The following is a 14,983-nucleotide window of genomic DNA, read 5'->3' on the forward strand; positions in this document are numbered from 1 at the left end:
TTAAAGTTGATTATAAAAATCAATAATAGCAAGGAGGTGTAGAAAATTCTAAGCCCCCTGCTCACCATAATTTATCACAGACAGTTATACAATTAGCAAGCCAAAGCTGCCAGGCTTTCTTCCAGTATCTTTAGCTTGGCTTCTGTGTCGGCCTTCTTTTTTAACTCTACTTCAATAATTTCAGGTTTCGCATTCGCCATAAAGCGCTCGTTACCTAACTTAGAGTTAACAGAATTTAAAAATCCGGTTAAATAAACTTTCTCTTTTTGCAGCCTGGCGCACTCTTCAACCGGGTCGGTATTTAGCTCCAAAGGCACGTAAAACTCATCTGTTGAGACCATAAAGCCTGCTGCACCCGCCGGCTTTTCAACAATAAAATTAAATGTGCCGATGTTAGCGAGTTTAGTTATAATTAACTCGTAATATTTGTAAGATACCTCAGAATTTACTTTAGCCGACAGGTTCAGTTTTTCCTTTGGCGCAATCTGTTTTGCATTACGAATATTCCTGACATTAGCGATTACTTGTTTTACCAATTCAACATCCGCCAACAGGCGTGTATTTATTTTCCCAACTTCCGGTAATTGGGCAACTATGCAACAATCCAGTTCGGGGCGCTCGCCAAAAAGTTCGTCGTGCCACAGCTCCTCGGTAAGGAACGGCATAAACGGATGCAATATCTTCAGGATATTTTCGAAGAATGAAATGGTGGCTTTAAATGTTTCCGTATCTACGCGCTGCTTTTCAACGCCTTGCTGATAAGCGGGTTTCACCATCTCGAGGTACCATGCGCAGAAATCGTCCCATACCAGTTTGTAAGTGCTCATCAACGCCTCCGACAAGCGGAATTGCGCAAAGTTACTTTCTATCTCGGCAAGCGACTGGTTAAACCTGCTTTCGAACCATTCAATAGCAATGGCATTTTTAGGCGCAATGCTTTCGTCGGCTTCCCAACCTTTTACCAGTTTAAATGCGTTCCATATCTTGTTGGCAAAGTTACGACCCTGCTCACAATAGCTTTCGTCGAACATCAGGTCGTTACCGGCAGGCGAGCACAGCAACATCCCCACCCTAACGCCATCGGCGCCGTATTTTTCTATCAGCTCCAGTGGATCGGGTGAGTTGCCTAATGACTTCGACATCTTACGGCCGAGCTTGTCGCGTACGATACCTGTAAGGTACACATTCTTAAACGGCGCTTCTCCCCTAAACTCATGCCCGGCCATAATCATCCTGGCTACCCAAAAGAAAAGTATCTCCGGTGCAGTTACCAGGTCGTTTGTTGGATAATAATAGTTTATATCCGCATTATTAGGATCCTTAAATCCGTCGAAAACTGATATTGGCCACAGCCATGATGAGAACCAGGTATCAACAACGTCAGGGTCTTGAGTTAAGTCCGTAGCCGTCAGTCCCAGGTTCTGAGTTTTTTCTTTTGCTAATTTCAGCGCTTCTTCAACTGTTTTGGCAATAACATATTCACCATCAGGTAAGTACCAGGCCGGTATTTGCTGTCCCCACCAAAGCTGGCGGCTTATCGTCCAGTCGTGCACATTCTCCATCCAGTGCCTGTAAGTATTCACAAACTTATCCGGGATAAGCTTTATCTCGCCCTTTAGCACATAATCCAGCGCAGGCTTAGCCATCTCATCCATTTTACAAAACCACTGCATCGATAGCTTTGGCTCGATAACCGCATCGGTACGCTCTGAAAAACCTACCTGCGATTTATATTCTTCTATTTTCTCCAGGTAACCATCAGCTTCCAGCAAAACCGCAATTTTTTTACGGGCAGCAAAGCGGTCTTCGCCAACAAGTATTTGTGCGTTTTCATTTAAAGTACCGTCATCGTTCAAGATATCGATAACCGGCAGGTGATGTTTCTGCCCAAGCTGGTAGTCATTCAAATCATGCGCAGGGGTAACCTTCAGGCAGCCGGTACCAAAATCCATTGTTACATAGTCATCCAATATGATAGGAACCTCGCGGTTAATCAAAGGGATTAATACCTTTTTCCCATGCAGGTGGGTATAACGTTCGTCATTCGGGTTAATACAAACAGCGGTATCTGCCATGATCGTTTCCGGACGGGTAGTAGCAATAGTTACATAGCCTGATCCATCAGCCAGGTTATACCTGATGTAGTATAATTTCTGGTTTACTTCTTTACGGTTTACTTCCTCGTCAGATACTGCGGTCTTCCCTTGCGGATCCCAGTTAACCATACGTATGCCGCGATATATCCAGCCTTTTTTATATAGGTGGATAAAAGTATCGATAACAGCTTCAGAAAGTCCTTCCTCCATGGTAAACCGGGTACGTTCCCAATCGCACGATGCACCCAGCTTTTTAAGCTGATCGAGGATGATGCCGCCGTATTTTTCCTTCCATTCCCAGGCATATTTTAAAAACTCATCGCGCGTAAGGTCTTTTTTACTGATGCGGCGCTCTTTAAGCATGTTGACCACCTTTGCTTCCGTGGCAATACTGGCATGGTCGGTACCGGGAACCCAGCATGCATTTTTACCTTTCATACGGGCGCGGCGCACTAAAACATCCTGTATGGTATTGTTCAGCATGTGGCCCATGTGCAGCACACCGGTAACGTTTGGCGGAGGAATTACAACGGTATAAGGCTCGCGTTCATCAGGCACCGATTTAAAGAAATCATGTTCGAGCCAGTAGCTGTACCACTTGTCTTCAATATCTTTTGGCAGGTATGTTTTGGAAGTACTCATAAGCCTGCAAATTTAACTTTTTTAGTTCATGGTTCATGGTTTTTTGAGAAAGTCCATGGCCGATAGACCATCGGCCATGGTTTTTGCAGATGATTCATACAGGATGTACAACAATCTTCGGCTTTTGTACCTTTTTCCTCCATTTCTATGGTCCATCGTCCATGGATTATAGACTTCCTTCCCTCCGCCACAATATTTTTACAATTGCAAAGTTTAATAGCATATGGACATCAGAACATTGCATCTGCACCGTTTTTTGCTCGAAATGCTTAAAAGAGCACGCTCCTCTTTCCTGGTAAAGTGGTTTAACCGCTAACCCTTAATACCCCATCTACTTGCACCCTTGCACTGTAATTTATTAACTTTAGTTTTTAAGTAACTGATGATGATGTTTAATACCAAAAATTTCATGCTGATGGGCTTACTATGCCTTTCAGCAGGCGCCTTCGCGCAAAACGGCAAGGACAAGCCGAAAACTCCCAATGTATCCCTTAACCTTAAAAAGTATATCGACCCGGCCAATATGGACCCGTCTGCCAAGCCGGGCGATGATTTTTTTGAATATGCCAACGGCGCATGGGTTAAAAACAACCCGATCCCCGCGAAAGAAACCCGCTGGGGAAGCTTCGGCATATTGCACCAGGAAAACACCGACAGGCTTAAAAGCATCCTCACTGATGTAAGCAAAACGCCGGGCCAGCCAAAAGGCAGCCTGAAACAGCGCGTAGGCGACCTATACGCCAGCGGCATAGATAGCGTGGCTATTGAAAAGCGCGGCTATGACCCGATCAAGCCGGATTTGGAGCGCGTTTCAAAAATAAATAATCTTGACGGCGTGGTGAACGAAGCCATTTACGAGCGCACCCATGGAATAGGCAGCCCGCTGTTTGGTTTTGGGGTCGGGCAGGATTCCAAGCATCCCACCGTTAATATACTAAACTTTGGCCAGGGCGGCACCAGCTTGCCCGACAGGGATAATTACCTGAAAAACGACGAGCGGACTAAAAAGATCCAGGCTGCTTACAAAAACTATATTGTAACTTTATTTAAGCTTACCGGTACCAGTGATGCTGATGCGGCTAAAAATGCGGAAACTATTTTCAACATTGAAACTGCTTTTGCGAAAGCCCAGCTGAGCCGCGTTGCCATGCGCGACCCCAACAAAACTTATAATAAGTTTGCCGTAAAAGATTTCCAGTCGCTTACTCCGCATTTAAAGTGGGATGAGTTACTTCCGCTGATGGAAGTTAAAGGACAGGATACGATTCTGGTATCTAATCCTGCTTTTTATAAAGCAACCGATGCGTTGCTGGCTTCAACACCGGTAGATGACTGGAAAACCTATCTTACCTGGAACGTATTGAAAGGCTCGGCATCTTCGCTAAGCTCGCCGTTCGAAAAAGCAAGCTTTGCATTCAGCAGCGCCCTGAGCGGCCAAAAGGTACAAGCGCCGCGCGACGAGCGTGCGGCAAACCTGGTAGACGGCAGCCTTGGCGAGTTACTGGGCCAGATTTACGTAGAGAAGTATTTTAAACCGGCAGCAAAGGAATACATGGTAAAGCTGGTGAATAACCTGAAAGAGACTCTTGGCGAACGCATACAGGGCCTTAGCTGGATGAGCGCCGAAACCAAAGCACGGGCGCTTAAGAAATTGGCGGCATTTACGGTTAAGATCGGTTATCCTGATAAGTGGCAAAACTACGACGGACTGGAAATAGACCGAAATGATTATGCCGGCAATCTTCGCCGGATTTCTGAATGGCGTTACAATTACAATGTAAGTCAGCTGGGTAAACCGGTTGATAAAACCCGCTGGGGCATGAGTCCGCCGACTGTTAATGCTTATTATAGTCCCACCAATAACGAGATCGTGTTCCCCGCAGGGATATTGCAGTTCCCATTCTTCGACTTCAATGCGGATGATGCGGTAAATTATGGCGGTATCGGCTCGGTAATCGGACACGAAATGACGCACGGTTTTGACGACCAGGGCCGCCAGTATGACGCCGACGGTACCTTGCGCGACTGGTGGACAAAAGATGATGCTGACAAATTTAAGTCGCGTGCAGACCAGGTAGTTAATCAATACAATAAATTTACCGTTGTAGACACCATCCACGTGAACGGCAAGCTTACGCTTGGCGAGAACCTTGCAGATTTAGGCGGCTTGAACGTAGCTTATGCAGCGTTTAAGAAGACCAAAGAAGGTCATTCCAACCAAAAAATTGACGGCTTTACACCCGACCAGCGTTTCTTCCTTTCATGGGCACAGGTTTGGAGAAGTTCACAACGCCCCGAAGCCGCCGCACAGCGCATCCTGACCGACCCGCACTCACCGGAGCAATACCGCACCAATGCCCCGATAACCAATATCGATGCATGGTATAAAGCATTTAATGTTAAGCCGGGCGATAAAATGTACAAGAAACCGGAAGATAGAACGAAGGTTTGGTAATTTTTGAGTGCATAGGCGATGGACGATAAACCATAGAAATGTACCGCCGGCTGTGGAAACATGGCCGGCTTTTTTATTTTCACTTGTGGCTGTGTCTGCACAACCGCTGTAGCAAACTTGGCTGTTCAATACCAAAGCCTGTACCTCAACCTCAAATAAACTCTTCGCAAAAAACCAATCTTCGGCAATGGATAACCCAGCTTGTCAGAAAGTTTACCAACGGCGGCTGACAAAAGTGCCAATTCCTTTTTACTCAGTTCTGCGCTTCGCTTATGCTCACTTTGTTTGAGGACTTGACCTGGCCCGGTATCTTGTTTGAAGGAACTGTTGGCGCCCGCCGGCATACCGGCGACAGTTGGGATGTTCAAAATATCAGAATATTCAATTTCGAGAAACGACACCAATTGCCGTATCACAGTCTCCGGCGTTTCGCTGAGTTCTTCATAACGAACCAGGAGAAATCCCGCGTCATCTGCCGCTAATTGTTCAATAGCGACCTTAAAAGATCTCCTCAAATCACGCAATGCCTTGCGCAAATTCAAACCCGGTTCCATTTTTTTGCGGGAGGCGAGAACAGCTATTGGGTTGCGTACCGGGAGTATGATTTTGGCATTGGGCATTTCCTCCCGGATCCGTTCGAGGAAGTGTTCATTGGTGGGTGTCTTATCTACCCATAATTCTGCATTGCCATTAAAACATGAAGCGTAAGCGAGCAAAATAGCGGTATGTGGCCATTGGGTGTCTGAATCAGAAGCCACATTATCCCACCAGGCCATTAAATATCTGGCAAAATCAACATAACGCGAATTTTCAATACTACTGCGCCCCAACAACCAATATGGCGGCTGATTGATAGGATTAGCCAAGCGACGAAGCCACTCCATGCCTAAAAATGCAACCTGATAAGCTACAGGCGCCGATCTTAGTTTGCGCTCCAGGTTGGTATAATAAGTCCCTTCTGATGGCAGTACCGCGAGCCGGGGATGGGCATCTAATAAATTCCTGACCAGCGTGGTGCCGCTGCGATGAACGCCGCATACAAATACAGAGTTCCGGGCAAGATTGAAACCATGTTCTAACTGTTCGTGGCTTAAAGGCATAGCTCCTTGCCGCTCGGCTTCTGCCCAAACTAATTGCGACCATTGGACAGCCGCGGCAATCAGCTCACCTGGAGGATTCTGCTGCGCCCGGCGTAACGGCAGGAGTTCATCAAGGCTGCATTCAGCTTCAATTATTGGAGATAAGCCGGGATTTTGCAAGACGCTTTTTTACAACCATGTACGTACGGTTATCTGAATTGGCTGCCTGCCGTTTCCGAAATATTAAAATATTGCTTCGGCAATTTTTTTAGTGGGCCCGGCGTTGCTCATGGTATAGAAATGAAGCACCGGAACGCCAAAAGCCATCAGCTCCCTGCACTGGTTTATCATCCACTCGATGCCTGCCTCCTTAACATGTTTCTCATCCTTACAGCTTGTAATCGCATCGCACAGATCATCGGGCATATCGATATGGAACGTTTTGGCCAGGCTTACCAGTTGTTTAGAATTGGTGATAGGCTTTAGTCCGGGTATAATAGGCACGTTGATGCCGTTAGCGCGGCAAGTGTTTACAAAATCAAAGTATTTCTGGTTGTCGAAAAACATTTGTGTAACTATAAAACTCGCGCCCATGTCAACCTTTTGTTTCAGGTACTTAAAGTCCGACTTCAGGCTTGGCGCCTCAAAATGCTTTTCAGGGTAACCGGCTACACCGATGCAAAAATTGGTTTTCAGGTTGTCGCCACTGTTGTCATGCAGGTAAATGCCATTGTTCATATTTACTACCTGCTGCAATAAGTCGGTAGCGTAGCAATGACCGTTAGGTGTAGGAACAAATGAGGCGTCCCCCAAACGAGCGTCACCTCGCAACACCAGTACGTTCTCGATGCCTAAAAACTCAAGATCAATAAGGCCGTTTTCAGTTTCGTCTTTAGTGAATCCTCCGCATAACAAGTGGGGTACAGTATCTACCTTGTATTTATTCATTATGGCTGCGCAGATGGCGATGGTGCCGGGGCGCTTGCGGTAGCTTAACTTTTCCAGCAAACCGTTTTCGTGCTGCTTATAAATAAAATCCTCGCGCAACGACGTTACATCAATAAAGGGTGGTTTAAACTCCATCAAGGGGTCAATGGCATCATAAATGCCCTGGATGCTGTGGCCTTTTAATGGCGGAATAAGTTCGAAAGAGAAAAGTGTTTTGCCGTTTGCGTTAGCTATATGTTCTGTAATCTTCATTTGCAATCCTGTCCAGGATGAATATCTCGTTACTTAATCGTGAAGTTTAGATTTGTCCACTTTCAAAGAGTTGACAAATCTTCTGTACCTAAAATCAATTTTGTCATTGCGAGGAACGAAGCAACCTCGTCGCCATGCCTATTCGTTGTGCATATTTGTCAGCATAGGGACGAGATTGCCGCGCTCGTTCCTCGCTCGCAATGACAAAGCTCTATAGTTTATCGTTTCAATAGTTCAGGTTAGGCCCCAGCCATCTTTCAGCTTCCTCGAGTGCCATGCCTTTACGCTTTGCGTAATCTTCCACCTGATCCTTACTTATCTTACCCAAGCCAAAATACCTTGCTTGCGGATGGGCGAAATAAAAACCGCTCACCGAAGCAGCCGGTGTCATCGCCAGGCTTTCCGTAAGATGCATACCCACACTGTCTTCGGCTTTTAGCAGGTTAAACAGCGTAGTTTTTTCCGTATGGTCAGGACAAGCCGGATATCCTGGCGCAGGACGAATACCCTGGTATTCCTCCTTGATCAGCTCCTCGTTGCTTAGCTGCTCGCCGTTGGCATAGCCCCAATATTTTTTACGGACCAGCTCATGCATTTTTTCCGCAAAAGCTTCTGCGAGACGGTCGGCAAGAGCTTTGGTCATGATGCTGTTATAGTCATCATAATCTTTTTCGAACTTTGCCACCAGCGCATCGCAGCCCAAACCAGCAGTAACCGCAAACCCTCCGAAGTAATCCGGCACTTCGCTTTCTTTAGTTGCGATGAAATCTGACAAAGCATAATACGGTTCACCTTTCACCTTTTCAGCCTGCTGGCGTAAGGTATGGATTTTGGTGAGTACGGTTTTGCGGCTTTCATCAGTGTATAGCTCAATATCGTCCCCTACACTATTCGCCGGCCAGAAGCCGATAACACCCGACGCTTTCAATAACTTCCCGTCAATAATTTTTTTAAGCAGCTTTTGTGCATCGCCGAAAAGCTTTTTGGCTTCATCGCCCACAAATTTATCATCAAATATCTTAGGATAGCTGCCACGCAGTTCCCATGTATGGAAAAACGGTGTCCAGTCGATATAGGGCAGCAGTTCTTCCAGCGGGAAATCATCAATAACTTTTGTTCCCGTAAAAGATGGCTTTACAGCAACATCGCCGTCAAGACTGATCTGGAAGCCTCCCTTACGCGCTTCCTCAATAGTTACGAAACGCTTGTCCGAGCGCTTATTCAAATGCGCTTCACGGGCCTTGGCATATTCGTCCTTTATTCCCTGTATATAACCTTCCCTCGTCTCTTTATTCATCAGGCTGCTGCAAACGGTTACACTGCGCGATGCATCGAGCACATGTATAGCCGCCCCGGAATAATTTGGCGCAACCTTAACAGCGGCATGAATGCGCGAAGTGGTAGCCCCGCCGATGATCAATGGTATGGTAAATCCTTCGCGTTCCATCTCTTTGGCAAAGTGCACCATTTCGTCGAGCGATGGGGTAATCAGCCCGCTCAAGCCAATAATGTCTACATTCTGCTTTTTGGCTTCTTCGATTATTCGCTGCGCCGGCACCATCACTCCGAGATCAATCACTTCGAAGTTGTTACAGGCCAGTACAACGCCCACTATATTCTTGCCGATGTCGTGTACGTCTCCTTTAACCGTAGCCATCAGTACTTTGCCTGCACTGCTCGATGCACCTTCCTCACCGGCAGGTAATAATTTCTTTTCCTCTTCAATGAATGGCAGCAGGTAAGCCACGGCTTTTTTCATTACACGGGCTGATTTAACCACCTGCGGCAAAAACATCTTACCGGCGCCAAACAGGTCGCCCACTATGTTCATACCATCCATTAGCGGGCCTTCTATCACTTCCAGCGGACGAGCATATTGCTGCCTCGCCTCTTCCACGTCATCATCAAGGTATTCAATAATGCCTTTTACCAATGCATGCGACAAGCGTTGCTGCACGGTACCGCGTCGCCATTCCTCATCCTTCTCGATAGTTTTGCCTTTGCTCTTAATGGTTTCGGCAAACTCAACCAGCCTTTCAGTAGCGTCGGGACGGCGGTTCAACAACACGTCTTCCACCATTTCGAGCAGGTCTTTTGGTATTTCTTCGTAAACTTCCAGCATACCAGCGTTTACAATACCCATATCCATACCTGCTTTAATAGCGTGATACAGAAACGCCGAGTGCATAGCCTCACGCACTACGTTATTGCCACGGAAAGAGAACGAGATGTTACTTACACCACCGCTCACCTTGGCCAAAGGCAGGTTTTGCTTAATCCAGCGCGTAGCCTCAATAAAATCTACTGCGTAATTGTTATGTTCTTCCAAACCCGTTGCAACGGTTAGAATGTTTGGGTCGAAGATGATATCCTGCGGCGGAAAACCGACCTCATTTACCAAAATATCATACGAGCGTTTGCATATTTCAATCCGGCGCTGCAATGAATCGGCCTGGCCGGTTTCATCAAAAGCCATCACTACCGTAGCCGCACCATAGCTTAATATTTTATGGGCCTGCTCTTTAAACTTCTCCTCGCCCTCTTTAAGCGAGATAGAGTTTACGATGCCCTTGCCCTGTATACATTTCAGACCCGCCTCGATAACTGTCCATTTGGAAGAATCGATCATTATCGGCAGTTTGGCAATATCCGGTTCAGAAGCTACAAGATTCAAAAACTTTACCATCACCGCTTCTGAATCGATCATGCCTTCATCCATGTTGATATCGATCACCTGGGCGCCACCCTCAACCTGCTGACGGGCAACGGTAAGAGCTTCCTCATAGTTTTCAGCCAATATAAGCTTGCTGAACTTGGGCGAACCCGTAATGTTAGTGCGCTCACCCACATTCACAAAAATGCTTTCAGGCGTTATGGTTACGGCTTCGAGGCCGCTTAGCCGCATATATGGCTCTACCTGCGGGATTAACCGTGGTGGATATTTAGCAGCCCTTTCAGCAATACATTTAATATGCTCAGGCGTGGTACCGCAGCAGCCCCCTACAATGTTTACGAGCCCGGCCTTCATAAAATCGTCAACCTGGTGGGCCGTCTCGTGCGCAGTTTCGTCATATTGGCCGAACTCATTTGGCAAACCGGCATTCGGATAAGCCGAAATAAAAACATCAGCCTTTACAGAAAGTTCTTCAATATGCGGGCGCATTTCCTTAGCTCCTAAAGCACAGTTCAAACCAACTGATAATAAATTAGCATGACGAACAGAGTTCCAGAACGCTTCAACTGTTTGTCCGGATAGTGTACGGCCCGAAGCATCCGTAATGGTGCCCGAGATCATAATAGCGCCCTCACCTCTGAAAGGTGCGAAATCTTTACCTGCCTGCTTGCTTTCTTTTTGATAACGGTCGATCGCAAACAGCGCTGCCTTAGCGTTTAAGGTATCGAAAATAGTTTCAACAATCAGCAGGTCGGCGCCGCCATCAACCAATCCGCGAACCTGGTCGTAATAGGCTTCAGCGAGGTCGTCAAATGTAACGGCACGGTAACCCGGGTCGTTAACGTCAGGCGATAATGAAGCCGTACGGTTAGTCGGGCCGATTGCACCAGCCACAAAGCGCGGTTTATGAGGTGTCCTGGCATTATATTCATCAGCAACTTCCCGGGCGATACGGGCGCCTTCGTAACTTAGCTCATAGGCCAAGTCTTCCATCTGGTAATCAGCCAGCGAGATGCGCTGCGTGCTAAACGTGTTTGTTTCAATGATATCCGCACCTGCGTCCAGGTATTCGGCATGGATCGCCTTGATAATATCCGGCCGTGTAATATTTAGCAAGTCGTTATTACCCTGCAGGTCTGTAGGGTGGTTACGGAAACGCTCACCGCGGAAGTCGGCCTCCTTCAGCTGGTAACGCTGAATCATGGTGCCCATTGCTCCGTCAATAACCAGTATGCGTTTTTCTAGTTCTTTTCTAATATCCATTTTGTTGAATCAGGTGATTGCGCTGATTTTAATGATTACATTGAGTTTTGATGGAAGAATCAGTGAAATCAAATAATCAGTGAAATCAAAAAATTAATGCTTATCTCGAAAAGTCCGGTGTTAGTTTGACTTTCGCTTATCTTTCCAGGGGCCATTTGGCCGCCGGGTAGAATGTAGCACCTTGTAAGCACAGGTTGCTAAGACATCGCAGGGTCTAATCCCTCCGTCTTTCTCCATAAGCAGCACAAAGATGAGTATAAATGCGGTTACATGCAATAGGGAGAAGTTGCCATAGGATAAGAAAGAAAGCCTGAAGCCGCGGGTTTTTAGTCGTGAATATGGACTTGCTACGATTGACTATTTACATAGCTATAGCATCGATGTGCGGAAGTGTGTTCGAAATAATTAAGGCCAATAAAAAAGCCGGTGAGAGCACCAATAAAAATTATTGGGACTTCTCACCGGCTGATGGTAAAACTTATGCTGATTATTTCCTTCTGCCGAAAATACGGAGTAAGAAAATGAAAAGGTTGATGAAGTCAAGATATAGTGTTAGGCCACCCATCAACGCCATCTTTGAAGCAGATGCATCGCCGTACTCTAACCCCTGACCAATACGTTTTAATTTCTGAACGTCGTAAGCAGTCAAGCCTACAAATACAGCAACTCCGATATAGCTTATGATCATGTCCAAACCTGTACTATGCAAGAAATAGTTAACAAATGAAGCTATAATAATACCTATTAAAAACATGATGAGTATCGAGCCAAATTTTGTTAAATCTTGTCTTGTAGTATATCCTGCTATAGCCATCACCCCAAATAAAACGGAGGTGGTTAAAAAAACACCAAGGACTGAGCTTGCAGTAAATAGCCAAAGAAGATAGCTGAGGCTAATGCCCATTATAACCGAAAATGCTATGTATAACAAAGCTAACACGCCGTAGGACAGCCTGTTGAAACCGAAAGATATGATTAAAACAAAGGCAAGCGGAGCGAACATCACAATAGTTCCCAACCCAGTGTTACGCCCTGTATTTTGATCTATTAACATGTTGAACAGACTGTGATCGTTTGCGAAAATGTAAGCAAACGCTGCAGAAAGCCCTAACGCGACGAACATCCACAAGAATACGTTAGCAAGAAACTTACGGGTTGTGTCTGCTTCATTAATTTGTATTACGTTGTCATAAACGTAATCAGGTTTATTATTTTCCATTTCTTTATTTTAAAATTTGTTGTTCAAATGTAATTAGTAGATATGTAATTTAAGATATGAGACATAAGATTTTTTTCAAGGTTTATTCCCGCAGCATCCTAAATACTCACCTATAACGCAAATACATCAATTCTCGTACCCTTGCGCTTAATTCAGCCGTTTTGTCAGTTGTTCCTCAACTTTTTTAAATACCTGTAAAGGTTTAAGTGTACGCCAGGCCAGGTTGTCAAGTTCGCCGCCGAAATTAATGTAATAGTCAATATTGTTTTGCTTAAATTCATCAATCACATGCTCCCTGAAGTTGATCCCTGCTATCCAGCCGTCTTCAACATCCTGGAACCATTCCTCATAATAACAATCGTCGGATGAATGGAAATTCAACACATTCTCGCCTATCAGGATGAAATGATTGATGCCATTGTCCATCATCAGCTCCAGTATTTCACGCTTTAACATCATGATATCATTATTTATAGCATCGTTCCATTCGCCGATAAACTCTATGATGGTATAGCCACGGTCATAATCGGCAAACAGCACTTTCATATATAAAGTATTTGACCCGAATGAGTCCCACTGCGGGTGCAGCAGGTAATTGTAAACTTGTTTGTCGTATTCAAACTCACTGTATTGCGTAGCATAAAATGGCGAATACTCATCCTCCGATGCCACATAGTCATCACGCCATTTATAATATGGTTCTATCTCGTGCATAAATATTCTCTCAGTTAAACTTATTCCAAAGTTTAGGGTATAAACCCGGCAACTCGCTTTCTTTCCAATCTTTACCCTTAGTTTTGGGGCCTCCAAAATCATAGTTCAACCCTTTATCAAAGGCCACATTCCGGGGGAAAGTATCATCTTCCTTCTTTTTCCCCGTTTTATTCTGATATGCCGTTGTAGAAACAAATAACAGATCTTCAAAATCCGGCACAACGCCTTTTTCAATAACATCGGCTAATGAATCGGGATCCTTAATTGTTTGTTCAAAAGTTTTTTGGCCCAAACCGATTAACCAGCAACGGAAATATAAATAGGTATCATCAGAGACGGAACCGTCAATGATTTTATCGATAGCTACAATTTTATAATCGTCGGCTGCAATAATCTTTTTACACAAAATCACCTCAAAATCCACTATTTGCTCCGGCGTATATTGCGATAGTTTTTGAATTATTATTTCTCCCTCTGCTTTTGTATTACCCTCCGAGGTATAAAAAGCATAATCTATTATTTTCCAAAATTCTTTCTCATCCATGTTATTGCCTTTTTTAAATTCGGCAAATATCGTTTGTTTGCTTCGTTCCCCCGTGCGTGAACATGCAACTACAACAGCCATTGTTAACAATAAAAGAACTATGGAAAACATTATTTGTAAAAGTCTCGCTTTGGTAATTTTCACGGAGTTATTTCGTTAAAATTGCATCAACAGCTTTCCTGACGCTGCCATGTTTCAGCAACAACTCATTGGCAGCCTTTTCATCCAGGCCCGTTTCGTTCATCACCATGCGCGTACCGCGGTCCACCAGCTTATTGTTGGTTAACGACATGTCGACCATCTTATTTCCCTTTACCCGGCCCAGCTGTATCATTACACTGGTGCTCAGCATGTTTAACACCAATTTTTGTGCTGTCCCGGCCTTCATCCGGGTCGAGCCTGTTAAAAATTCCGGTCCGGTAACCACTTCTACCGGGTATTTTGCCTCCGCAGCTATGGGGCTTCCCGTATTACAAACTATACAACCCGTTAGCACATTGTTTTCATTAGCTTTTTTTAACCCGCCAACCACATAGGGCGTAGTGCCGGATGCTGCAATACCTACCAAAATGTCCTTCTCGTTGATATCATATTCCTGCAGGTCGATCCAGGCCTGTTCTGTGTCATCTTCAGCAAATTCAACAGCTTTACGAATAGCACCGTCACCGCCGGCTATAATACCTACCACCCAATCAAACGGAACGCCAAACGTGGGCGGGCATTCAGAAGCATCCACCACTCCCAGCCTGCCGCTCGTGCCGGCGCCGATATAAAATAACCGGCCGCCCTCCTTCATCTTTGCTGCTGTAACAGATGACAGCCGCTCAATCTGCGGCAACGCCTTTTCTACGGCCAGCGGCACACTTTGGTCCTCCCGGTTTATACTTTCAAGAATCTGCATAACCGGCATTTGCTCCAGGTGATTGTAGTGCGATTCCTTTTCAGTGATTCTTTCCATTAGCACAAAATTGGAGAAAAGATGTGAGATTTTAATCCGGAAACTCAGTAAAGAGTTTTTTTGACTAAGTGCGCTTATCGTTTTAGCTGTTTGTAACAATCTTTTGGACTTTACTGACTTTCCGGACTTTACGACTAAA

9 protein-coding genes and 1 riboswitch are annotated in these 14,983 nt (G+C 45.4%); of the genes, 1 reads left to right on the forward strand and 8 read right to left on the reverse strand.

Annotated features, from left to right (window positions below; genetic code table 11):
- Positions 1-92: 92 nt before the first annotated feature.
- Positions 93-2,738, reverse strand: coding sequence for a valine--tRNA ligase (locus Q3W13_RS10990; RefSeq protein WP_302863722.1), 2,646 nt, complete (start codon positions 2,736-2,738; stop codon positions 93-95).
- Positions 2,739-3,120: 382 nt separating this feature from the next.
- Here Q3W13_RS10990 and Q3W13_RS10995 point away from each other — a divergent pair, with 382 nt between their 5' ends.
- Positions 3,121-5,193, forward strand: coding sequence for a M13 family metallopeptidase (locus tag Q3W13_RS10995; protein ID WP_302863724.1), 2,073 nt, complete (start codon positions 3,121-3,123; stop codon positions 5,191-5,193).
- 125 nt (positions 5,194-5,318) lie between these two features.
- Here the strand turns inward: Q3W13_RS10995 and Q3W13_RS11000 are convergent, their stop codons facing one another.
- The 7 genes from Q3W13_RS11000 to murQ all read right to left on the reverse strand — a co-directional run bounded on the left by Q3W13_RS11000 (position 5,319) and on the right by murQ (position 14,844).
- Positions 5,319-6,452 (reverse strand): sulfotransferase, encoded by a 1,134-nt coding sequence (locus tag Q3W13_RS11000; protein ID WP_302863726.1) that lies wholly within the window; start codon positions 6,450-6,452, stop codon positions 5,319-5,321.
- Between the two features lie 63 nt (positions 6,453-6,515).
- Positions 6,516-7,472 (reverse strand): methylenetetrahydrofolate reductase [NAD(P)H], encoded by a 957-nt coding sequence (gene metF / locus Q3W13_RS11005; protein WP_302863727.1) that lies wholly within the window; start codon positions 7,470-7,472, stop codon positions 6,516-6,518.
- A 226-nt stretch (positions 7,473-7,698) separates the two neighbouring features.
- Positions 7,699-11,409, reverse strand: coding sequence for a methionine synthase (gene metH / locus Q3W13_RS11010; protein ID WP_302863729.1), 3,711 nt, complete (start codon positions 11,407-11,409; stop codon positions 7,699-7,701).
- Between the two features lie 133 nt (positions 11,410-11,542).
- Positions 11,543-11,651: riboswitch (SAM riboswitch) on the reverse strand.
- Positions 11,652-11,896: 245 nt separating this feature from the next.
- Positions 11,897-12,628: a Bax inhibitor-1/YccA family protein gene (locus Q3W13_RS11015; RefSeq protein WP_302863731.1), complete on the reverse strand. Its 732-nt coding sequence runs from the start codon at positions 12,626-12,628 to the stop codon at positions 11,897-11,899.
- 147 nt (positions 12,629-12,775) lie between these two features.
- Positions 12,776-13,342, reverse strand: a complete 567-nt coding sequence (locus tag Q3W13_RS11020; RefSeq protein ID WP_302863732.1) for a hypothetical protein — start codon at positions 13,340-13,342, stop codon at positions 12,776-12,778.
- 10 nt (positions 13,343-13,352) lie between these two features.
- Positions 13,353-13,967 (reverse strand): DUF4240 domain-containing protein, encoded by a 615-nt coding sequence (locus Q3W13_RS11025; RefSeq protein ID WP_302863733.1) that lies wholly within the window; start codon positions 13,965-13,967, stop codon positions 13,353-13,355.
- A 67-nt stretch (positions 13,968-14,034) separates the two neighbouring features.
- Positions 14,035-14,844 (reverse strand): N-acetylmuramic acid 6-phosphate etherase, encoded by an 810-nt coding sequence (gene murQ / locus Q3W13_RS11030; protein ID WP_302863735.1) that lies wholly within the window; start codon positions 14,842-14,844, stop codon positions 14,035-14,037.
- Positions 14,845-14,983 lie beyond the last annotated feature (139 nt).

Origin of the sequence: Mucilaginibacter sp. L3T2-6 (genome assembly GCF_030519355.1) — a bacterium.
Lineage (GTDB): Bacteria > Bacteroidota > Bacteroidia > Sphingobacteriales > Sphingobacteriaceae > Mucilaginibacter.